The 23019-nt window shown below is 41.2% G+C and carries 22 protein-coding genes and 1 pseudogene; 11 read left to right on the forward strand and 12 right to left on the reverse strand.

All coding sequences use genetic code 11. The features are described from left to right. Positions 1-431 precede the first annotated feature (431 nt). The 3 genes from H6G18_RS02975 (at position 432) to H6G18_RS02980 (ending at position 1647) form a co-directional block, all read left to right on the forward strand. Positions 432-632 (forward strand): hypothetical protein, encoded by a 201-nt coding sequence (locus H6G18_RS02975; protein WP_190405592.1) that lies wholly within the window; start codon positions 432-434, stop codon positions 630-632. A 351-nt stretch (positions 633-983) separates the two neighbouring features. After that, positions 984-1112 (forward strand): hypothetical protein, encoded by a 129-nt coding sequence (locus tag H6G18_RS24935; RefSeq protein ID WP_277875556.1) that lies wholly within the window; start codon positions 984-986, stop codon positions 1110-1112. Positions 1113-1377: 265 nt separating this feature from the next. Next, the gene (locus H6G18_RS02980) at positions 1378-1647 is read left to right on the forward strand and encodes a hypothetical protein (RefSeq protein ID WP_190405593.1); all 270 of its coding nucleotides are present in this window, start codon (positions 1378-1380) and stop codon (positions 1645-1647) included. Positions 1648-1817: 170 nt separating this feature from the next. Here the strand turns inward: H6G18_RS02980 and H6G18_RS02985 are convergent, their stop codons facing one another. The 3 genes from H6G18_RS02985 to ndhD1 form a co-directional block, all read right to left on the reverse strand. Further along, complete coding sequence (locus tag H6G18_RS02985) at positions 1818-2540, reverse strand: Uma2 family endonuclease (RefSeq protein WP_190405594.1); 723 nt, start codon at positions 2538-2540, stop codon at positions 1818-1820. Positions 2541-2769: 229 nt separating this feature from the next. Then, positions 2770-4371 (reverse strand): calcium-binding protein, encoded by a 1602-nt coding sequence (locus H6G18_RS02990; protein WP_190405595.1) that lies wholly within the window; start codon positions 4369-4371, stop codon positions 2770-2772. Between the two features lie 456 nt (positions 4372-4827). Then, positions 4828-6405 (reverse strand): photosynthetic/respiratory NAD(P)H-quinone oxidoreductase subunit D1, encoded by a 1578-nt coding sequence (gene ndhD1 / locus H6G18_RS02995; RefSeq protein WP_190405596.1) that lies wholly within the window; start codon positions 6403-6405, stop codon positions 4828-4830. Between the two features lie 317 nt (positions 6406-6722). Here ndhD1 and H6G18_RS03000 point away from each other — a divergent pair, with 317 nt between their 5' ends. Further along, complete coding sequence (locus H6G18_RS03000) at positions 6723-6980, forward strand: hypothetical protein (RefSeq protein ID WP_190405597.1); 258 nt, start codon at positions 6723-6725, stop codon at positions 6978-6980. A gap of 568 nt (positions 6981-7548) precedes the next feature. Here H6G18_RS03000 and H6G18_RS03005 read toward each other — a convergent pair. Continuing rightward, entirely contained in the window at positions 7549-8112 is a 564-nt protein-coding gene (locus H6G18_RS03005; RefSeq protein ID WP_190405598.1) for an EF-hand domain-containing protein, read from the reverse strand. A 79-nt stretch (positions 8113-8191) separates the two neighbouring features. On the opposite strand from H6G18_RS03005, the pseudogene H6G18_RS03010 reads away from it, so the two are divergent. Next, positions 8192-8332: pseudogene (locus tag H6G18_RS03010) on the forward strand (transposase); the annotation flags it as partial. Positions 8333-8529: 197 nt separating this feature from the next. Here H6G18_RS03010 and H6G18_RS03015 read toward each other — a convergent pair. From H6G18_RS03015 to H6G18_RS03025, 3 genes are all read right to left on the reverse strand, one after another. Continuing rightward, positions 8530-10620, reverse strand: a complete 2091-nt coding sequence (locus tag H6G18_RS03015; protein WP_190405645.1) for an NAD(P)H-quinone oxidoreductase subunit 5 — start codon at positions 10618-10620, stop codon at positions 8530-8532. Positions 10621-11115: 495 nt separating this feature from the next. Then, the gene (locus H6G18_RS03020) at positions 11116-11502 is read right to left on the reverse strand and encodes a thioredoxin family protein (RefSeq protein WP_190405599.1); all 387 of its coding nucleotides are present in this window, start codon (positions 11500-11502) and stop codon (positions 11116-11118) included. Between the two features lie 378 nt (positions 11503-11880). Beyond that, complete coding sequence (locus H6G18_RS03025; RefSeq protein WP_190405600.1) at positions 11881-12597, reverse strand: NnrU family protein; 717 nt, start codon at positions 12595-12597, stop codon at positions 11881-11883. A gap of 344 nt (positions 12598-12941) precedes the next feature. On the opposite strand from H6G18_RS03025, the gene H6G18_RS03030 reads away from it, so the two are divergent. From H6G18_RS03030 to H6G18_RS03050, 5 genes are all read left to right on the forward strand, one after another. After that, entirely contained in the window at positions 12942-13952 is a 1011-nt protein-coding gene (locus H6G18_RS03030) for a LysR family transcriptional regulator (RefSeq protein WP_190405601.1), read from the forward strand. Positions 13953-14095: 143 nt separating this feature from the next. Next, positions 14096-15454, forward strand: a complete 1359-nt coding sequence (locus tag H6G18_RS03035; RefSeq protein WP_190405602.1) for a serine/threonine-protein kinase — start codon at positions 14096-14098, stop codon at positions 15452-15454. Between the two features lie 26 nt (positions 15455-15480). Next, entirely contained in the window at positions 15481-16482 is a 1002-nt protein-coding gene (locus H6G18_RS03040; protein ID WP_190405603.1) for a substrate-binding domain-containing protein, read from the forward strand. Between the two features lie 75 nt (positions 16483-16557). Beyond that, positions 16558-16788 carry a hypothetical protein gene (locus H6G18_RS03045; protein ID WP_313954411.1) on the forward strand — a complete coding sequence of 77 codons (231 nt, stop codon included), beginning with the start codon at positions 16558-16560 and terminating at the stop codon, positions 16786-16788. Between the two features lie 42 nt (positions 16789-16830). Then, the gene (locus tag H6G18_RS03050) at positions 16831-17043 is read left to right on the forward strand and encodes a hypothetical protein (protein WP_190405604.1); all 213 of its coding nucleotides are present in this window, start codon (positions 16831-16833) and stop codon (positions 17041-17043) included. 153 nt (positions 17044-17196) lie between these two features. Here H6G18_RS03050 and H6G18_RS03055 read toward each other — a convergent pair whose 3' ends face one another. After that, complete coding sequence (locus tag H6G18_RS03055; protein WP_190405605.1) at positions 17197-17955, reverse strand: Crp/Fnr family transcriptional regulator; 759 nt, start codon at positions 17953-17955, stop codon at positions 17197-17199. 343 nt (positions 17956-18298) lie between these two features. Between H6G18_RS03055 and H6G18_RS03060 the strand changes: the two genes are divergently transcribed. Continuing rightward, positions 18299-19102 (forward strand): DALR anticodon-binding domain-containing protein, encoded by an 804-nt coding sequence (locus tag H6G18_RS03060; protein ID WP_313954412.1) that lies wholly within the window; start codon positions 18299-18301, stop codon positions 19100-19102. Positions 19103-19465: 363 nt separating this feature from the next. Here the strand turns inward: H6G18_RS03060 and H6G18_RS03065 are convergent, their stop codons facing one another. From H6G18_RS03065 to H6G18_RS03080, 4 genes are all read right to left on the reverse strand, one after another. Then, a complete protein-coding gene (locus H6G18_RS03065; RefSeq protein ID WP_190405607.1) occupies positions 19466-20281 on the reverse strand; it encodes a Cof-type HAD-IIB family hydrolase in 816 nt (271 codons plus the stop codon). A gap of 57 nt (positions 20282-20338) precedes the next feature. Next, complete coding sequence (locus H6G18_RS03070; protein WP_190405608.1) at positions 20339-21103, reverse strand: energy-coupling factor ABC transporter ATP-binding protein; 765 nt, start codon at positions 21101-21103, stop codon at positions 20339-20341. A gap of 90 nt (positions 21104-21193) precedes the next feature. Next, positions 21194-21844 (reverse strand): energy-coupling factor transporter transmembrane component T family protein, encoded by a 651-nt coding sequence (locus H6G18_RS03075; protein WP_190405609.1) that lies wholly within the window; start codon positions 21842-21844, stop codon positions 21194-21196. Continuing rightward, on the reverse strand, positions 21837-22757 hold the full coding sequence (locus H6G18_RS03080) for an energy-coupling factor ABC transporter permease (protein ID WP_190405610.1): 921 nt from the start codon (positions 22755-22757) through the stop codon (positions 21837-21839). The genes H6G18_RS03075 and H6G18_RS03080 overlap by 8 nt, the downstream gene beginning before the upstream one ends. Between the last annotated feature and the right edge of the window lie 262 nt (positions 22758-23019).

Consider the following 23019-nt stretch of genomic DNA (forward strand, 5'->3'; position numbering starts at 1 on the left):
TTTGTTAGCATAGCCTGCGGTTCTGCGTCAAAATCTCAGTATACGTTTGGTGGATATTGCCCACCAAAATATTGATATATTAGTCTTTTTATAAAAATTTTTCGCCCTCGAAAAGATACTACACAAAAAATAATCAGGAAAATTTTGATAGGCTAAATTATATTTATTTACTTAAATATCATCTTTTTAGCAAAAAATATCATAAATATAATATGTATATTTTAGGGATATAATTTATTATGTTTCTATATTTGCTTGAGCTTTAAATCCTCCACAAAAATGCTATTTTATTTGCAATTCATGATTCAAAAGAAATAAATTTTTATTTTATAAATACCACCACAGACTAATTTAAAAATACAGTAATTATTTCATAATAAAAACATAGGTAATAACAAACCTATATTGTACGTAAGTGAGGTAAAAAATTCATGTCAAACCAAATGCTTGTTTCTAACTTACTTGAGGATCTATCCTTAGATCAACAGCAATCTTTAGCTGGTGGTCAATGGTTTGAAGATGGAGAAGGTGAAGGTGAAAGTGAAACTGTAAGCGGTGCTAGTACCGGCGAGACTCGTCGTTATAGAGTTAGAAGCGTCGGCATTATTAGTGTACGCAAATTATCCAGTTAATAGTGAGTGGAGTGAACTGAAATAAACTGCCAAAATCTAATTCTATTTGAGTGAGTATTTTTGGCCAGTCTCCTCTTTTCTGCTAAAGACAATTAAGCTAGGCACTATTATTAGTGTCTAGTTTTCTGCTATTCTTTCATTTATCAAAAAAATCTCATTATAATGACCATTTCTCATAAACCGAAAGTTAGATATTTAATTAAATATTTTATAACTAAAGAATAATTTAAAAAAGATAGTAATAGTGAAAAATAAAATTATTAGGTGTTAGACACCTATGTAAGTAAGTGAGGTAAATAATTATGTCCAACCAAAAAAATACAACCGACTTGTTTGTTGATTTATCTACAGATGAACAGCAACTTCTATCAGGAGGACAACAAGAAGGTTTTACAGGTGGAAGTGGAGGATGTTTCAGGTTTAGAAGATGTGTTAGGAGATGCTTACGATTCTCTTAATTTGGCAAAATCAACGGACTAACTAGTTCCATAATTTAAACTTCGATGTTGCACCCATGCAGGGATTTTACCTGTATGGGTGCTATCTATTTTCTGGAATTAATTATGCAAGAAACATGAATATTTTATGAGCAAAAAAAACATTTTAAATGTTTTAATTCAAGACCTAAAGTTAGAATTGCTGCATATTTTTTTATATCCAAAGGATAATTTTTTTTGAAAAAAATATATTTATAACAGAAGCATAGGTGATTAAAACCTATGTAACGTAAGTGAGGTAATTAATTATGTTGAGTCAAACAATTGCATCCGATTTATTAGCTGATTTATCCACAGATGAACAACAACTTTTAGCTGGCGGTTTTAGAAAATCTATGCGTGGTTGTGGTTGTAATGGTGGTAGTGGTAATGTCGGTACTGAAGGGTCAACTCCAGCAGTATCACCTATTAAAACACGTATGGCAGTGGGTCACATAATAACAGTGTCACCATTTGCCAAGTGCTTAAATGGTGGCACAACTAATGGAAGTGGCACAACTAATGGAAATGATGACTAATGAGATTCTAATGACTCACTCAAGAAGAATCAAATCTTGAGGAGGTTTGGATAATCTCTTCTGTTCTCTGAATTAAATCAACAAAAAAGAGATATAAAAACTAGGTGTTAGTTGTAACACCTAGTTTTCATTTTCTCCATGATTTCATTACAAGTAGCTTGTAATTAATTTCAAACCATCGTTTCTGGCTCAAAACCTAGTGATTTTAACCTTTCTGCTAAAATTTGCACTTGTTTTTCTGCATCTAAACGTCGATATTCTTCAAGATTTGCTCTTTGTTCTGCTTCCAAAAGACGCTCTTCAGGGGTAAGCAGCCTTTCCCCTTTCTCGTCATACCAGTACAACCACTCCCGCGCTATGCCTTGATAAACTCCCCGTTCTCGTCCAATTCCTAAACCAATTTCTGGCAACCAAATCGAATCTCCTGACATGAGGATATATTCCCCATCTTCTAACCGATACACTTCCAGGGGTGGTTTCTTGCGCCGAAAAGGATTGTACACAACGTAGTATAAAATTCCTAATTCTTTAGCATATAACTCTTTTTTGCTGCTATATTCTCCTAGATGTTTTGGGGAAGCAACCTCCACCACTAAAACAGGTGGTTTTTTTTCTTCCCACAATACATAACTCAGGCGTAAGTCCCCATCAATAAAGCGGTTAACTTCTATGCTGAGAAACCCATCTGGTACAATTGCTGGCTTTTTCGGGTCATAATATATACCCATATTTACACCAAAGTACCAATTCCATCGCTCTGCCCACACTAAGGATAGTGTCGATTTTAACAAGCTAGGAATTAAATCTTGTAGTTCATTATCCACAGGCGTATCATCAGAATCGGGTAACTCTTCAGACGATGGTAAACAGTGTAACGGGTTGTAGTTTAACATGAGATATTTGCTTTGGTTCTAATTCTGAATAAATAAATTTATCTGTTATCTTTTTGTTCAATCTCACTTTGCTCAGATGAATATTTATTTTTTTCAAAAGTATTTTTAACACAAAGATTCGTCCGTCATACTTCAAGATTCTGACTAACGTGTATTCGTTGTACATATTTTTGATACAAAAAGAATACACGTTATTTGATTATTCTCAGTGAAAACTACTAGAAATTTATTAGACAAACACAAAATCGTTAGAGTTGAAGCCGTTGGCTACTGTTGCTACTAAGTCCAAGGAAGCAATGTTGATTTGATTGTCTGTAGCTGTTATGGAGAAAGGTGTGCGGAAAATGGAAGTATTGCCTAATAAGAAGTAGTTATCAATAGTGCCATTAAGTTGAATTTTATCAAAGCCAGACTGAAAATCAACAATGATAGCAAAATCTTCAGAACCGCCTCCTTGATAGTATGCTTGGTTGCGATCGCCTAAGACAAATAAATCTTCATTAACACCACCAGTTAGGGTATCGATTTCACCTAATCCTGCCCGACGACTGTTAGGATCGACTCCAATCAGTGTATTTTTACCTGCTATACCGAAAATCTCATCATTACCTTGACCACCAATTATCTGGTTACTACCATTGTTACCCACAATGCGATCGCTTTTCGATGAGCCGATCACATTAGAGAAGTTTTCTACAGTGAAATTCAAGTCACCAACAGCAGTTCCCAATACCTGTAAACTATTTTGGGATAAGTCTACCCGCAATGAAACTGTAGTACTAGTAGTAGAACCATCAATAGTGCTAATTGAGCGTGTGAAAAGACCGGAAGGTGCAATAATCCTTTCTACCTGAAATAGCTGATCTGTTCCTAAACTTCCCTTTTGAATTATCCCTGTTGCTTGCAGGATAATTCCTTGTCCCAGATTGCTGTAGTCTACAGTGTCAAAGCCGAATCCACCATCAATGAAGTCGTTACCACCAGAACCCACGATGTAATCATCGCCAGCGCCACTGAGGATTTTGTTATTACTAATGCTACCAGCAATTATATCGCTGTTGTTTGTTCCTATAACATTGGCAAAGTTTTTGGCAGTAAAATTCAAGTTACCACCGGGAATACCTGTAACTGTTAACTGTCCAGTCGCCAGATTAACATTTATCGCAACATTGCCTGTGGCGGTAGAGTTATCAATGGTGTTGGATTGGGTGGGGTTAGCGATAATTTCTTCAATTTCAAACAGACTATCAACCCCTGCGGTTCCTTTATCAACTATCCCAGTTGGTTTGAGGGTAATTGCTTGGTTGAGGAAACGATAGTCAACAGTATCTGTTCCACTCCCGCCAATAATGGTGTCATTACCAAAGCCAGCATAAACTAGATCGTTACCATTTCCGCCCAAGAGAATGTCATCGTCCTGCTCGGTTGGCGAACTCGGCCCACCGAAGATAATATCATCACCATCGCCACCCAAGACAATATCATTACCTGCTAAGGCAATCACAATATCATTACCCCCACCAGCAAAAATCAGATCGTTGAAGGGAGTACCAATAATCAGATCATCTTTTTCTGTTCCATCAATGCGGATTAATGATGACTTGGTAGTATTTTCTAACGCTAGTTTTGCTGACAATGCTTCACTAGGTGAGAGCAAGCTTTGTAACTCGTTCAGATTATATTGTTTGGGAATAAGGGAAGAGTCGCCAACAATTGTATTATCCACGACCTTATTAGCGATCGCATCTCTAATTAACTTCAGTTCTGGATAAATCTCTGAAAGTTTTTCGAGAACATCGCCCACAATTACTTTTTCTTTTACATCCACCACGTTTATTTCTCCTATTCAAGGTCACTTGAGTTGCTGTGATTTAGCCATGCTGGAATGTGATACCAATTCAAAATTCAAAATTAAGAAAGCCAGACATGACAAAGCTTTGGTTATGGGTATCTGTCGCCTTCTTTTTTCAAAGTGGTATGATTTTTCATCCAAAACCACAAAAAATCATTGTTATGTTTCAATTTAGGTCTTAAATATTAAGAAAATATAAAGATAAGAGAAAAATCAGAATTATTTGCTTTTATTTAGCCAGAAAAAAGAAATATCAAGAGATTAAAGGATATGTATAGCAGGGGACAAGAGACAGACTTGAAAGCCTGTGAGTATAACGGTTTTATTATTTCTTGATTTTTGTTGGCGTAGCCTGCGCTATGTTGGCGCTAAAAAAAAAGAGCAGGCATAAAACCTGCTCTGACAAAAAAATAAGTTGAGATGATTAAGCACCCGTTAATTACCAATTACTGGCGCATTCAAAGAAATTTTTGGTGCTTCTTGTTTTTCTCGTGCCAAGGTCGGCACAGAATCGCGCAACCTTGCTGTCAGTTGTACAGTTGTAGAGTCATACATCTGAGTCAGCAGCTTGGGATAAAAACCAATGCCAATAATTGGTACTAGCAGACAAGCAATGACAAAGACTTCGCGGGGTTCAGCATCGATGAGTTTTTGATGAGAAACTAATTCTTCGTTTTCTTGACCGTAGAAAATTTCTCGCAACATTGATAACAGATAAATTGGAGTTAAAATCACTCCAACCGCCATTAAAAATACCACGATGACTTTAAATGTGGAGCTATAAGCATCGCTGGTAGCAAAACCGACAAATACCATTATTTCTGCTACAAAACCACTCATTCCTGGTAATGCTAAGGAAGCCATCGAACAAGCAGTGAACATAGCAAAAATTTTGGGCATCCGCTTACCGACACCGCCCATTTCATCTAACATCAGGGTGTGTGTCCGGTCATAAGTCGCACCGACAAGGAAGAACAAACTTGCACCGATTAAGCCGTGGGAGACCATTTGTAATACTGCCCCACTCAAGCCTAAATCGGTAAAAGAGGCAAACCCAATCAGCACAAAGCCCATGTGGGAAATTGAGGAGTAAGCAATCTTCCGCTTGAGGTTACGCTGGGCAAAGGATGTCAAAGCAGCGTAGATGATGTTAACTACCCCCAAAACCACAAGCACGGGTGCAAAATAAGCGTGAGCATCGGGTAAAATACCTGCATTCATGCGAATTAGGGCATAACCACCCATTTTCAACAAAATACCTGCCAATAACATATGGGCGGGTGCTGTCGCTTCACCGTGGGCATCTGGTAGCCACGTATGTAAGGGAATGATGGGTAACTTGACAGCGTAGGCAATCAGGAAGCCAGCATACAGCAACAATTGGAAATTCAGAGCATAATCTTTGAGAGCGAGCGATCGCATATCAAAGGTGACTGTATCGCCATAAAAGGCCATTGTCAAAGATGCCAGTAAAATAAACAGCGAACCGCCAGCCGTGTACAAAATAAATTTGGTGGCTGCATATTGCCGCTTTTTACCTCCCCAAATTGCCAGTAGCAAGTAAACGGGAATCAATTCCAACTCCCACACCAAGAAGAACAGCAGCATATCCTGTACGGCAAATACAGCGATTTGACCGCCATACATTGCCAGGAGTAGAAAGTAAAATAGCCTGGGTTTTAAGGTGACAGGCCAAGCTGCTAAGGTGGCTAGGGTAGTAATGAATCCAGTCAAAATAATTAGGGGCATAGATAAGCCATCTGCCCCCACTGACCAATTCAAATCCAGTTGGGGAACCCAGGGGTAACTCTCCACCAGTTGTAAATTGGGGTTGGCGAAGTCGTAGCTGGTATAAAATGCGTAAACAATGAGAGCGAAATCAATCAATCCGACAATCAGGGCGTACCAGCGTATGGTTTTGCCGTCTTTATCGGGAATGATGGGAATCAGTAGCGACGCAGCTATCGGTAATAAAATAATCGTCGTCAGCCACGGGAAATTAGCTGTATTCATCACAATTCGTCTGCTATTAAAATCATGTTTGCCAATGAGCCACTAGCTTATTAACTAACAGCTTTTTGACGATTTGGCATTGAATGTTAGGTTGATTTAATCAAATTGGCAATCCCCTATTTTTTTCTTGGCAGTATCTTTTGACTTGAGGAGTTATGGAATATCGACTGGGGTACTGCCGCCAAGTCAACAATTTTTCGTCAAAAAGTAGTTAAACTAGAACTCTGTCGATGCTGTGATGTAGCCACAAACCAGGCATTGCTAAGAACACACGCTGCTGTTTGGTGCAGAAAAAGCATGACAAGAGAATTAACCCTATGATAATGACACAAATTGAAAGTCAGATTCGTTATGTCACAAACATAGATGGAGACACAACAGATATACTTGTCCCTATAGAACTTTGGCAACAGCTGATGAGTTCAGTAAATTCTGATAACGTCAGTCGTTTAGGTTGGGTTGACGAACAAGAGCCAAAAGCAAAAATATTAGGCGATTTGCAGGAGTCTGTGCGACAAGCAGCAGCAGGACAGAGTTTCCCAGTGTCGGAACTTTGGGATGATATGAAAGCCTAGATTTATGGCAGAAGTTAGGTTCACATCTCCTTTCAAGCGCTGTCTCAAAACTCTGACTAAACGCTATCGCCAAATTCAAATTGACATTCAACCCATTATTGATCAGCTATAGGCTGGGAATTTTATTGGCGATCAAATTTCTGCAATAGACTTGACCGTTTTTAAAGTTAGAGCAAAAAATAGTGATATCCCTACGGGTAAGAGTGGTGGATATCGGTTGATTTATCAAGTTGTCTCACCTGAATGTGTCTTGCTTCTACTCAATTTATGCAAAATCGGATCAGGCAGATGTGAGTTTAGAAGAGATTGAAGATGCAATTAACAAGACATAGAAATACATAGATCAAGCGCGATCGCCTACAATATCATATCAATCAACAGTGATTCTAAAAATCCCTCTGTTTGCCGCCCTCGTAAATGAAACACCGATTAAATCGTTCCCATAGTGGCGATTGCTACATCAGAGTAGGGTTGTTGCATGAAAGAAAAAAAGACACACCAATTCGTATCTACCATTTTGCCTATTCACGCAACAATGCCCCTATAAACCCCAAAATCATGGCGTGCATCACTCCACAGAACCCCAAAACCAGTTACCTACAGCACCGGGTTCTTTTTCAGTTAGAAATTCTCTTTTAGCAGAAACAAACTCTTTTTTAGAGAGGATGCCGTCCTGATCAATATCAAGCTTAGAGAAGACAAAAGCTGATTGCTCAGCATCTAGGTCAAACACACTGAAGAAGAGACTATGCTCTTGTTGTGATATGTGACCATCACTGTCTAAATCAACAATGTCAAACACAGTCTCTATTAAAGGGTCGTTGTAATCTGGATTTGAAACTGCTTTCTCTATGCCCTGACAAAATTCTTCAGAGCTTACCTTACCATCTCCATCCAAATCCGCTTTAGACCAAAAATTCTCCCAAATATCAAGCCACTTAAACAACAAATCTTTGTGAATATTTGAACCAATTTCTGCGCCACGGATTTTGGCGAACCTCTGAGCAAAAATCTCAGCATCTTCTTTCCCAATGAAGCCTGAATTATCGGCATCCAGACAATAAAAGTGATGCAGTAACTTTTTTCTATGATATTCGCTTAACAATGCTTTTCCTCTTTGCTGACCAAACATACTTACACTACCACACCAGTACGTAGTCGATAATCACACCCACCTACTTATTGTTAATAAAGTATTTAAGGATCAGGCTATTCATGTAGTCGTAGATTCGACTGGATTAAAAGTCTATGGTGAAGGCGAATCGAAAGTACGTACACATGGAGTTGCTAAAAGGCAGACATGGCGCAAGTTGCATTTAGGCGTTGATGAGGGGAGTGGAGAAATTTTGGCTGATGCCTCTCGGCTCTGGGTTTTTTAAGTGGTTAAATACCCTGACCACTATAATGCTTACTTCTTATTTTACTGGAAGCACAAACCATAAAACCTCATATAGTGAAGACTGCTGAAGAATTCAAGCCAAAAAAAAGGAGTCTAAATTAGACTCTGAAAAAACTTAGGGGCAGACACCCGCCCACCCCCTGATTAAAATTAGGTAACACCGAAGACAATCACTAAGCCCAAAACAGCCCCGAAGACAATCAAGGCATAGAATTGAACCCGACCGTTTTCGAGATATTTTAGACCTTCACCACTGACGAGGGTGAAAAAGCCTGTCAAATTCACAGCACCATCAACAACCCGGAAGTCCACTTCCATAACTTGTCTAGCGAGGCGGCGTAAACCAAGCACAAAGACACGCTGGTAAATGTCATCGAAATACCATTTATTCAGTGATAGTTCGTAGAGTGGTTTAATTTTAGCAGCGATCGCCGCCGGGTCGATTTTACGTTGCAAATACATCAGTGAAGCCAATGTGATCCCAATCAAGGAAACACCGACTGAACCACCAGCCATGATGTAAAACTCATTGGGGTCAAATTCAGCCGCTTTTTCCAGCACTTCAGCTAGGCTTTCTGTGGGCGAAAAAATAAACCGTTCAAAGTAGTTGTTGTAGGGTGTACCTACTAAACCAATCAACATTGAAGGTATAGCCAAAACCAGCAATGGCAGAGTCATTGTCCAAGGCGACTCATGGGGAGAACTGCTGTGATGACCGTGACCATCATGATGACCACCAGTAGCAGCCAATTCTCCTTTCTTCATTGCCCCAGGGCCAAAAACAGGTGCGGGTTCTGCCGACTCTAATTCTAGAAGGATTGTTTTAGCTTTGAGGAGCTTGTCCTTGATTTTTTCGTCATTACCCCGGAATTTGCCCTCAAATGTCGAGAAATACATTCTAAACATATAAAAAGCGGTAATCCCGGCAGTCATCCAGCCAATAAACCACAGTAACGGGTTAGCAGCATAAGCAGCACCGAGAATTTCATCTTTTGACCAGAAGCCAGCAAAGGGAGGGATACCGGAAATTGCCAAACAACCAATCAAAAATGTCAGTCCGGTAGCAGGCATATATTTCCGCAGTCCACCCATTAAGCGCATATCCTGCGCTAAAGCTGGGTCATGACCAACAACAGCTTCCATGCCATGAATTACAGAACCGGAACCCAAGAACAGCATCGCCTTGAAATAGGCGTGGGTCATCAGGTGGAATAATCCAGCACTGTAAGCCCCTACACCCATCGCCATCACCATGTAACCCAACTGGGAGATGGTGGAGTAAGCCAAGCCCTTTTTGATGTCGTTTTGGGTAATTGCAATGGTAGCGCCCAAAAATGCCGTTAATGCCCCAGTGAAAGCAATCACGTTCATCGCTGCGGGAACGTGTTCAAAAACGGGATACATCCGGGCAATCAGAAACACACCAGCCGCCACCATCGTTGCCGCGTGGATTAAGGCAGAAATGGGGGTAGGGCCTTCCATCGCGTCTGGTAGCCAGACATGGAGGGGGAATTGGGCAGATTTAGCAACTGGGCCGAGGAAGACCAAAATAGCAAACAGGACAGCCAGGAAATTGCTGATAGAACCTGTTTGGACGAGTTCGGCTAGGCGATCGCCCATAACATCGAACTCGAAGCTACCTGTAGCCCAAAATAACCCCAGAATACCCAGCAGTAAACCAAAGTCGCCTACCCGGTTGGTGACAAATGCTTTTTGAGCTGCATCTGCGGCTGACTTGCGATCGTACCAGAAACCGACGAGTAAGTAGGAACACATCCCCACCAATTCCCAGAATATATAAATCTGGACTAGGTTAGGACTAACTACCAAACCCAACATCGAGGAACCAAACAGGCTGAGATAGGCATAAAACCTGACATAGCCTGGGTCATGAGCCATGTAGCCATCAGTGTAAATCATGACTAGCAAAGCTACTGATGTGACAATCACCAGCATTAAGGCTGTGAGATTGTCGATTGTGTAGCCCATGTTCAGGTGGAAATTGCCTGCTGCTGCCCATTCTAAAGTGCGGAGATAAGTAGGGTGTCCTTGGAGTTGACTCCACAGCAAGGCTAATGACAGACCCAAGGCTGCGCCCATGAGGGAAATGATCAACGCAGCATTTAGCTGCCGCAGGCGGTTTGTCCCTTGATTGAATGAAATTAAGCCTAAACCGACCAGCATTGCTCCTAAGAGAGGGAATACCGGAATTAGCCAGGCATATTGATAGATTACTTCCATCACTGACGCTTACTTTTAGGATTCTTGACTAACGTGTCGGAACTGTTAACAATTGTGACACACACCCTTGAGGATAAAATACCCCACCCGATAACAATTGGGTGGGGTATTAAGCATGGTTTTATATTTGGAGGGTGGGCAGTCATGGATCTGACAGGTGTTTGTTTTTCATCCAGTAACGGCTGACGGTTGCAAAACTGACGAAAAAATCATTATTTCATCAACCGTGGTCTGCTAAACCCTCAAACCACTGAATTTTATAATGTAAAAAAACCGTACCCTCAAAGGTTTGGGGAACGGACAGTGAGTATTAAAGGATTTAAGACTCCTCTTTGTACAAAGTTCTCATCGCCTATTTCCGGCTATCAGAACTTTGTGCTAAGTCTAGACTTAGCATCAGTTGAGTTAAGGTTGAAATCTCCAACGCCAACTGTCTTGAGGGTTGTACTTTTGCGGAGAACCCGTAGGGTATTTTGAATTTTGAATTTTGAATTGTTATGCTGTCCGACATTCCAAGTCTGCTGTTTTCGAGCTACTGTATGCTTTAGGACGGTTGGTGTAACTGAGTTTGATTTCTTCTAAAGCCAGCCTTAAGTCGTCTCTGCCACGGAAACCTTCTAGACGATGGCGAATAATCCCATTTTCAATCAAAAGTAAGGTGGGCAATGACTTTAAGCGATAAGTGTTAGAAAGTTTGAAATTTTCGTCAGCGTTAACCCCAACTAGTTTAATTTGTTCGCCACACTGAGACTGAAACTGTAATAACAAAGGGTGGATAATGCGACACAATCCACACCAAGGCGCTTCAAAATTTACTAAAACCGGAACTGGAGATTCTAAAACTTCTTGAGTAAATGTCCGCTCACTAACCGACAACACCATGACGCCTCTAGAATTATAGGGTTTTACTATCAAACTAGCTATCACCAGAAGAAGTTAGCAAGCTAGTTAATGTTTTATGGCAGCTATATTTCAACATCGCTTTTGATTTTGAGAAAAAAGCCAGCAGATTTTAAAAACTAATCTTAGGCTTTTGTCCTGCCGATCGCTTCTACTGGAAAGAGTATTTTGGCTACTTTGGCGGATACTCCCCAAGAGATTTTATTGCTCGGCAATGTGCCACTATAAAAATTGCAAAACGGATCAGCAGGCCCCCACTAACAGCTGTTTCAATTTATCCTACATTGATTTGGTAGCAATTGATAGGCTGAATTTTTCACTTAGTTAGTATTTTCTTTTGATAGTGGGGATCATGTGAAACTACCAGTTTAACCTACTAGTAGCTACAAACAACAGGGGGTGCGCCCACCAAAGTAAAGCGACAAAAATAGCAACTCCTAAATAAGCAGGGCGAAGAAATTCTTCCCACTTCATGGATTGACGACCATCAATAATTGCTGCAAAGGGAATAATTGATGTGCGCTGTTTAACAATTTCAAAAGCCTCGCCGTAACGCTTGCTCAGACGGCGATCGCCATGCCAAACTCCAAATAAATGGTGCAAAATCAACCCAAAAGAAGTCACAAGGGTAAAGCTCGTACCTAGCCACAGAGTATGGGCAACACACCAAATTACCTGTCCTACCATCTGGGGATGACGGGTAATGCGAATAATGCCCGTTTCATATAAGTATACTTGGGGCTTTTGAATAGCAGCAATTTCTAGTAGATTGAAGGTGGCAGGATACAAAAACAAAAATGAAATCGCTGACAATACCCAAACTACAGCCTTCACTCCTGGTGCGTTCTGTACCTGCCAAAGTTGTACCCCTTCATAGCGGTGATTAAAAAAGTAAACAATTAATATGACAGCCAACGGTAGACTGACTAATGCAAAAAAAATGCGATAAAGCCTTGGCCCAATGTATTTTTCTGCCCAAGGTCGCAAAGCTGCTCCGCCACTGTGGGCGATCGCAAAAGTTAATTGTAACCCCAGCATGACAAAATGACTCGGAGTCAACCAAGGATTCAACATCATATACACAAGTGAAGTAATTTAAAGAAAAGTTAATTCCATACAACCAATACCACAAAGTATTCAACAGGAGACTTTCATTAAGATGTTGTGGTACTGTCTTTTTCGATTTAAGCCTCCAAGTTATAAGATGCAATAAATCATGCCAAGTACCGCCACGGGGAATTCAACATATCCTGCGGGAAGCGAGGCGCTACAAAATTCAAAATTCAAAAAGCTGATATCTTAAGCTTTTCCCTGATTTAGAATTAGCGTTTTATTTGCGCCATCGTGTACTAATAGTTACAAAGCTATAAACATGATTTATTGCTAACGTTGCTCCTTTCAAAGTTTGTGGGTTGAACCTTATGTCTGACCTTCCTTTCACTTTAGATCAGTTACGCATTCTCAAAGCGATCGCCGTAGAAGGGAGCTTCAAACGCGCCGCTGATAGTCTCTATGTCTCCCAACCAGCAGTTAGTTTGCAAGTGCAAAACCTAGAACGACAGTTGGATGTCCCTTTATTTGACCGTGGCGGCCGTCGCGCGCAGTTGACTGAAGCTGGACATCTACTATTGAGTTACGGTGAAAAGATCCTCAGTTTGTGTCAAGAAACTTGCCGCGCTATTGAGGATTTACAAAATCTCCAAGGTGGCACTTTAATTGTCGGTGCTTCTCAAACTACTGGGACATACCTTTTACCCAAAATGATTGGGATGTTCCGCCAGAAATACCCGGATGTGGCAGTACAACTCCACGTCCATTCAACTAGGCGCACTGCTTGGAGTGTCGCTAATGGACAAGTGGATTTAGCAATTATCGGCGGGGAAATTCCTGGTGAATTGACAGAATCTCTAGAAATTGTCCCCTATGCCGAAGATGAACTAGTCTTAATTCTCCCGGTATTTCACCCTTTCACCAAACTGGAAACAATTCAAAAAGAAGATTTATACAAATTACAATTCATTACTTTAGACTCTCAATCAACGATCCGCAAAGTAATCGATCAAGTTCTATCTCGCAGCGAGATTGATACTAGGCGATTCAAGATTGAAATGGAATTGAATTCCATTGAGGCGATTAAAAATGCTGTGCAGTCAGGTTTAGGCGCAGCTTTTGTCTCTAATAGTGCGATCGCTAAAGAATTACAGATGGGTGTACTGCACTGTACCCCCATTGATGGTGTAGTCATCAAGCGCACACTATGGCTAATTTTCAATCCTAATCGTTACAGATCCAAAGCAGCAGAAGCTTTTAGTCAAGAGATTTTACCCCAGTTTGCCACCCCTGACTGGAATCAAGATGCGTTAAAATTAGCACATAAAAAACTAGTGGTAAATGTACTGGATGCAGCCATCCCCAACACTTCCGACGGCTAATATTTTGTCAAAAGTCAGTAGAGACGCGATTATACTCTTACGAGCAGCTCCTCTCAGAGTGTCTACGCGTCTGTACTTGTAGTCAATAGTAAGTAACTTTTGACTAATGACTATTGACTACGGACTATTGACTAAAAACTAAGATGGAAGTTTACTGTACTCGTCCACGCTGTCTACGTCCAAAAAATCATTGTCCTGATTTGGATGATACGACGACGCTGAAGACAACACCGCAAAAATACTGCACTAGCTGTGGTATGCCACTATTGCTAGATGGTCGATACGTGCCAATTAATCTGTTGAAAAGGGGCGGGTTTGGAGCAGCCTTTTTAGCACGCGATCGCCGCATTCCGGGGATGCCTCTTTGTGTAGTTAAACAGTTACAACCTGCTGGCAATTTAACACCAGAACAGTTGGAAACAGCAGAAAGATTATTTGAAACAGAAGCAGAAGTATTAGCTTATATAGGCAAAGAACACGCGCAAATACCTGATTTATTTGCTTATTTCCCTGTAATAGTCTCTAGCTTGCAATCAGGACTGACAGACCAGTTTTTTTACCTAGTGCAGGAATACATCGACGGGCAAAATTTAGAGGATGAATTAATCCAAAAGGGTAAATTTTCTGAACAAGAAGCCTTAGAGGTAATGCAAGAGGTTCTGAAGATACTCAAGTTCATCCATGACAAAAAAATTATTCATCGAGACATCAAACCCTCTAACATCATGCGTCGTCAAGATGGTAGACTTTTTCTCTTAGATTTTGGCGCAGTTAAACAAGTCACCGCCGCCTCCGTATCTGCTGGTTCTTCCACTGGCATTTATACAGTGGGGTTTGCAGCACCTGAGCAAATCGCTGGCAATCTAGTATTCCCTGCTACCGACATATATGCTTTAGCTGCAACGATTCTCAACTTATTGTCAGGTGAAGAGCCTAGCCAACTGTTCGATCCCTACATAAATAAGTGGACGTGGTGGAAGAAAGTCAATATTAACCCGGATTTGAGTTACATTTTAGACAGGATGCTCCTGCCTGCTGTGAATGAGCGTTTTCAGTCAGCCAATGAAGTGCTGGATGCTCTTGGTCAGTATTTAACACCACCAACGATCATCCCAAAGTCAAAATCCAGTACAAGTGCAAATACAGGTAATAACACAACTAAACCTGTTTTTTCTACCTGGGAATTATTGGCTGGTGCAGCCTTTAGCGGCTTTGAGGCAGCATTAGTTGCGATCGCTCTCTCTACTTTAATTCAATCACCAATAATTTCTTTAAGTCTTGCCTCTGTTATTTTAGGTTTATTAATATTTGCTCAAACAAAGCGCTGGATTAAAAAATTCAATTTATTGATTATTGCCGTAGTTAGCTTTGCTACTCTCTTGTTTATTCCCGAAATTGTCATCCCGCAAGTTGTATTTCTATCCGTTGCTGCCAGTTTAATAGCGATCGCTATCACAGCACTATTTCGACTTATTTATAAATTCCTGTCTCGGATTATGTAAAAACTTCTGGGATTATATAGACAACTATGTCTCAAAAAAACGAAACACTGATCCTTTTTTTAGCAAGCATTATCCCGATTGGCTTAATCTTCAGTGGCTTATGGTTTTTTAGAGATAGCTTGCCAATTAGGACAAATGATAGCAAAAACCAGTTAGCCAGCAGATGTGAAATACCATCGGAAGGAACATTTAATTATGGTGGTAGTACCACTTGGGCCCCTATTCGCAAAGATGTAGACTCTGTATTGCAACAAGTTTGCCCTAAGTTTATCTTGCGTTATGTCCAACCCCCAACTAAAAACCCAGGTTCGGGAACTGGGATTGAAATGTTAATTGATAATCAATTAGCTTTTTCTCAATCTTCTCGCCCAATTCAAGGAGCAGAAAATATAGAAGCCCAAAAAAAAGGCTTTAGTCTACAAGAAATTCCCGTGGCTATTGATGGAATTGCGATCGCCGTTAACCACGATCTAAATATTCCTGGTTTAACTGTTAACCAAATTCAAGGTATCTACACTGGTAAAATCACTAATTGGCAGCAAGTTGGTGGAGAAAATTTACTAATTACACCAATCACTCGCACGAAACAGGCCGGTGGTACAGTGGAGTTTTTTGTTGATAATGTCCTGCAAAAGGCCAATTTTGGTCAAAATATTAGCTACATTGCCACAACTACTCTAGCTCTGAGAGAAGTAGCTAAGATTAAGGGTGCTATTTATTACGCTTCTGCACCAGAGATAGTACCTCAATGTAGTATTAAACCACTACCAATAGGTCGCACTTCTCAGCAATTTTTCACCCCCTATCAAGAACCCTATATACCTCCATCAGATTGTCCCGATAAACGTAACCAACTAAACATTCAAGTTTTTCGCAATGGCGATTACCCGATTACCCGTAATTTATTTGTGATTGTGAAACAGAATGGTCAAATAGATGAGCAAGCTGGAAAAGCCTATGCAAATTGGCTTTTAACACCCCAGGGACAAAAATTGCTGGAAATAGCCGAATTTATCAGAATTAAGTAATTAACAAGTAATAGTGAGATAAAAAGGTACACTAATTTGAATAATAAAAATATCTTAACCAATTAAAACTTGTTCATGTCGCAAAAGAATGAAACTATAGAAAGCAACCCTACACGTTCTGGAGTGCAGCAAGCTCTTTCTTCTGGTGACTTTTCTGCTACTGGTGCTTCTGGTGTAATTCGGTTTGCCGGTTCAGGCGATCGCCGACGGCGGGGCGTAGCCCATCGCAACTCTCCAGTTCAACTTGTCAGAATAGTTACTGGCGATCGTTCTCGTACTGGATTTGACTTTGAGCCAGTGCGATAATGAGCGCTTGGATGACAAAAATTATACCTGATGAATTATTGAATGTATCCCATAGATGGGTTCCTCAATGTTCAAACTGCTCCTTGCCGTTGGTGTAACCGCAAAGGCGATGAATCACTCCACTCTGAGAACTCATCGTCCTCTGAATTTCTCAGTCAATGGAAAAAATTGAACACTGAGGCTTTTAAACGTAAGTTTGCCCGATTACACAATCTGTTTGTGGTGGTCAAACAGATTGATTTAACTGAGCAGTAAGTGAGTGTTGCTGGCGACAACTTACTGCTGACTGATCGGGGGTAGGAACTGATAAGCGGAGCTTGACCGTTAAACTTGACCGAAATCTGTTATTGCTGTTAATCAGACTGGTAGTTCCCAACCGTAGATGCCCTATAAACAGTCAATTACGCTTTAGCTAGCTCTATTGATTGACTCTGCTGGCAAACAAATCAAATTATCCCCTTGAGTGAGAATTAAACCACGTTGACGCAATTTACCCATCAAACGAGTGACGGTTACACGAGTTGAACCGATAGCGCTACCAATTTGGGCATGGGTAAGGGGGAAAGGCAGACAATAACCACGAATGACATCGGGATCAGTGTCACTCATAGCTGGTTCTCCATATTCCTCAATCAACAAGGTGAGAAATCCTAGAAGTCTATCAATTGTACGCCGTTGTCCCAAGGCACTGAGCCACAGCAGCTTACGCTGGTGTTGGTATCTGAAGGCATCCATCACTTCACGACGGAAGTGAGGCCAGTTGTCTAGATCGTGCCAGTACATCCACAGTACGGCTGTTTGGTCAACGTGGGCGTAGGATTGGAGCGTGAATGGAGACTGGGCAACAATTTCAAATGGCTGTCCCGCGCCTACAAATCCCAAGAAGGCTTCTTCTGGGGTTCTGTTGATCCGCCGAGAAGTCAATTGACTTGCAGTAGCACTAACCTGAGCGGTTCCTACCATGCGGATCGCACCCCTCTGCACTAAATAGAGCAAACCAGGACGTGCTGGAATCCGCTCATCTTTGCTAAAGGTGCGGCAGCGATAGTGTTCTTGAGCCCAGTCAAGAATTCGTTGCCAAGTCAAAAAAGGACGTGATGCCTCAGAAAAGGAGGATGGAGATTGCATAGGTAACAAAGAGCGTTCGGCTGAAGACAAAGACGACATAAAAAGGTGCAAGGAGTGTCTTTGTGTTTTTTGAGGTAGGCTTAACGCCTAACAGCGTCAGCCATCCAAAAAGTAGAGGGCTATTTGCGCTCTACTATTTTGTTATACTTCCTACTGTACAATGATGGTAGTAAAGTTTACATATTATTCATCGAATATTTATCAAATTTTATGCTATTCTCATTTTTCTTCGATCGGAATAATATTCTATCTCACGACAGATGACAAGCTCTCAAGTATTTTATGAAACCTAGTCTCTCATAAAAACCAAGTGCATCATAGTTTACTAGTAAGTAAAAATACGGCAATCAGACAGTTACTATACTGTTATTTACTAGCAGTTGTGGATAGCTTTAACTATCATCAGAAACAGCAAAGCACAATACAAACCAAAATTCCTCTACACAAAGGTAGAGATGATCAAAATATATTATATATTTCTGGAGTAGCTCTACGGCTCTCAAAATCTCATAATCGAGATGGAATGGAGATAGCAAGTATTATCACTTCCCAGTTATCAGTTATTTGTCAAGACAACTTACTGGTGCGAATTGTTGCTCCGGGGTGGATTCATCTAGAGTTAGCTGATTCTTTTTTAGCAACTTGGTTACAACATCTTGCAATTGCAGGTTTAGGAGAAGATGGAGAAATCATGGAACAGCAAGGCGTTGCCATTATTAAACCTTCTGGCTTATTTGCAATACAGTATGCTCATGCACGCTGCTGCTCGTTAATATTGCTAGCTCAACGCAAAGGACTAATACAATTTAGGGAAGCTTTACCAGATAACTGGCAAAGTTTGTCACTAGGCAATTTAGTTTCAGCAATGCAAATACCTTGGGTGAATGGTGAGATAAAACTGCGCCTCAATCACCCAGCAGAGAGATGTTTAATTTCTGAGTTAATACAAGCGGTAGATAATCTGATATTTCCTAATGATAGTAGGGCGATGAATTGGGAAAAATTAGGGATAGATTTAAGCCGAGCTTTTACAGATTTTTGGAGCCAGTGCCGTATTTGGGGTGAAGTTAAAACTGCCTTTCCAGAGCTAACTTTAGCCAGACTGGGATTAGTTTTAGCTACCCAGACGGTATTAAGGTTTTTACTCATAACAAAGTTGGGCAGTGTTGCACCTTGGGAACTTTAAAGGGTTTAGGGGTTAGAGACAAGAGTAGAAAAAAGACACTTTGATCCTGAGGACACAAGAATTCCCTGGGGAAACTGCTCCTTCTTTTTTCATATTTGATTGTGGAATTTTTCGGTGATTTATACTTTATAAAAAAAGATAATAAAAACTTTTATAACTAGGTATTGACGCATTACCTAATGTCGGCTATATTATCTGGTGTGTGAGGAGCGAACCAGCAGGAACACCGAGACGAAACACGGCCAGTCGTCGGTGTTCTTTCTGATTTTTAGGGTTTTTATATCCAAAAAACAAACAGGGATTTAAGCCCCTGAGTTGTGCGGGAAGATTAATTTTTAATCTACAAAATTTAACAAAGTAATTTTAAGAAAGTAGAAATTTTTCGATTGCAACAGCCGCGCCATCTTCCTCGACCGTGGGGGCTACCCATTGGGCGATCGCTTGCACTCCTGCGGGAGCGTTTCCCATAGCGACACCAAGACCGGCGTATTCCAACATTTCTAAATCATTGAAGTTATCGCCAATAGTCATAACATTTTCACGTTGTAACCCTAGCAACTCTTCGGCTAGGTAACGTACAGCATTACCCTTGTTAACAAAGGGATTCGTGGCTTCAAAGAAAGTAGCAACGGATGTAGTGAGGTAAAGTTCAGCAGGGGTATATTGCAGGCGCAAACTACCTAATAGTTTGTTAATTACTTCTGTGTCATCACACAAGGCTAAGATTTTTGTGGGTTCATTAGTTAAAGTTTGGCGCAAATCACCCACAGCAATGGGAGTAATGCCAGATCGTTGTGCGTAAGTTTCCGTTTCCTTGGTGACTTCCCGCACGTAGAGTTGATCATTAATGTAGAAATGGATAGATAGAAGCGATCGCCACTGTGGTTGTTCAAAATAATCTAATAATTGTTCAGCAGTTTCTCTAGCTACGGGTAGATGTTGATGGATTTTTTGGTTATTTGGGTCTTGAATCCAAGCTCCTTGATAAGCTGATAAGGGCAAAGTCGAGTTAATCTCTTGATGAAACCGGAGTGCCGAGCGATACATTCTGCCAGTAGCGATCGCCACTTGAATACCTCGTGCTTGAACTGCGGCGATCGCTTGCTTGACAGATTGGCTGATGGTGTTCGACTCTCCCGAAATGGTGCCATCTATATCTAGTACAAGTAGTTTAATCATTTAGTCATTAGTCCATAGTCATTAGTCAACAGTTAAAAATTGGTTTTTTTCCACAATTTACCAATCTATGGGCAATCCCAACTGGTTTAAAGTCTCTCCATTTTGCAATAGCGGCTGAATGTCGCTGTCTATTTGAATACGTCCACCAGATAGTACTAAGGCGCGTTGAGTGACTTTTCCTAGCCAATGTAGTTCATGGGATGCTATCAACATTACTTGCACTGGCAAATTTAATAATACTTGGGCTAAATGTCTTCGCCATGCTGGATCAAGACCAGTAGTTGGTTCATCTAAAATTAAAATAGCAGGCTCTAGTGCCAAAATAGCGGCTAAGGCAGCAAGTCTTCTTTGCCCACCAGAAAGTTCATGTGCTGAACGATTGGCGTAGGCTTCTAAACCAAAATCAGCTAATAACTGCCGTGCTTGATCCTTTGCTACGGCGGCTGGTACACCATAGTTACGCGGCCCAAAGGTAACGTCTTCTAAGATGGTAGGCATAAATAATTGGTCATTGGCATCTTGAAAGCCAAAGCCGATGTATCGCCTTGCTTGAGGTAGAGTGTGAGGCTCTAAAGGGATACCATTAATCCAGATTTTTCCTGATTGTGGTTGTTTGATGCCAATGAGGTTTTCTAATAAGGTACTTTTACCAGAACCAGTTGCACCCATCAAGGCCACGCGATCGCCTGATTTTAAGGTAAAAGAAATATTTTGCAGAACTGGCTCTTGACGCGGGTAAGCATAAACCAAGTTCTGCACCTCGACAACACCTGTATGGGAATTATGGCTGGAAGGGTGGGGATGAGAAGTCAAAGATTTCAAAATTTATTACTCTTTGTTGTTGGGGAGTCGGGAGAAGAAGCAGGGGTGCAGGGGTACAGGGAGCAGGAGACAAAACTAATGACTATTGACTCAAAGGTAAGAAGTGAGAGTAAAACAAGCTGCGATCGCCCAAGCAAATATGAGGATAAAAAGTTCTTTTGGCTTGAAGGTTGGATCTATGGGCAATTGACCGTTGTAACCGCGAATTGCCATTGCGGCGTAGACTCGTTCTGCCCTTTCTAGACTGCGGATATACAAGGTGCCGATCATAGATGCGCTGGCGTAGCGTAACCAGCCACCAGGGCCTTTTAGTCCTCTTAATTGAGCGCTACGCTGCATACGTGTTACTTCCGACAGCAAAATTTCTAAGTATTGCCCAGTCAAGAGTAAGTTTTCTTTGATTGCGGTTGGTACGGGTAAGCTCTTCAGGGCAATGCCGAAACTGTGGGGCGGTATGGTTAATAAAAAGCTATTCATGACAATTAAACACACGAGAGAACGAATCAGCAAAAAACTCGCTCTCTCCCATCCCAAGGGCAATGCTACTACTGACAAGAAGATTAACTCTGTACCTAGCATTCCTCCCAACTTGGGTAGAGATACGCGCAATAGAGCTACCCAAATTAAGGCGATCGCACCATACACACCCAACCAATACCAGGCATAATGCTTGAGTAAAGCTGTTCCCACAACAATCACCAGGGACAGATGCAGGCGTAACGGCAAGGCCATTTTAAGCATTCTTGGGTCTCACTACTTTGGCAATTCCAAAAGCAACAATAAAGCAAACCGCAGCCCCTAGCAGTCCAGCAATACTTGTACCAATCATTCCCAAACCCTCAATACCGTAGTCTGCTAGTGGTGTTGGTACATTTACTCTAACTTCTTCACCTAGCTGGATAAAACCTAAGTCCTCCGCAACCCTTTCTAAACCGTCAGGCCAAGCTGATGCTAGCAATGACAGCACACCAGCAACTAATACTATGCTAACAACAGGTACTAGCCAACCGCGAAACTCTTCTTGCTCTCCTGGTAATAAATCTGGTCTTGCTTGGGCTAGATAAGCCAGCACACCACCTGTAATTAACCCTTCGCCGATACCAATCAAAATATGAACACCTGTCATCGCGGGTAAAACAGCGATGGATGCAGTGCCAGAGATGACTAACTCAAGGGCGCAAGCTAAGGCTGCTACTACTACACTCACAGCCGCCGCTATACCAGCAGCCAAGGGTAAGCGGGCTTTAGATCCGCCAAATAACCTTTGTAAAGTTTGGGTTAACATCCAGCCCACCCAAACGCCGACGAATGCCATATTCAGAATATTTGCGCCCAAAGCCGTGATCCCACCATCGGCAAATAACACAGCTTGGATAATTAAAACTGTGGCAATACACAAAGCTCCAGCCCAAGGACTACCTAAAACGATAGCAGCTAAAGTTCCTCCCAATAAGTGACCACTGGTTCCTCCGGCTACCGGGAAATTAATCATTTGGGCAGCAAAAATGAAAGCAGTCGTTAAGCCGAGTATGGGGGCGCGACGAACACCAAAAGCTGCTTGCGATCGCCCACTAGCAACCAGGAGTCCTGCCAAACTTAGCAAACTCGTTGCGCCTGCTACTGGCACAGACACAAATCCATCAGGAATATGCATGATTTTCCCCGTAACTAACGTGTTATTTCACTCAGTAAAAATAATCTAATTTACATATCAAACTAATAAAAAACACTATTTTTCTTTGGTTTTCAATACCCTATTGGGGGATGTTATAATGGTTCTTAGGGAATATTGACAATTGACAAATGATCTTTGTATCTAGCGCTACGGTTCTCGATACAATTTTTGTCTTCAACCGTAGCTCTGGACTCAGAAATCAAGTTTTTATGAATGTTTCCTGACTGCTGCCTTTTTCCCG

The sequence above is a fragment of the Anabaena subtropica FACHB-260 genome (genome assembly GCF_014697105.1).
GTDB lineage: Bacteria > Cyanobacteriota > Cyanobacteriia > Cyanobacteriales > Nostocaceae > Trichormus > Trichormus subtropicus.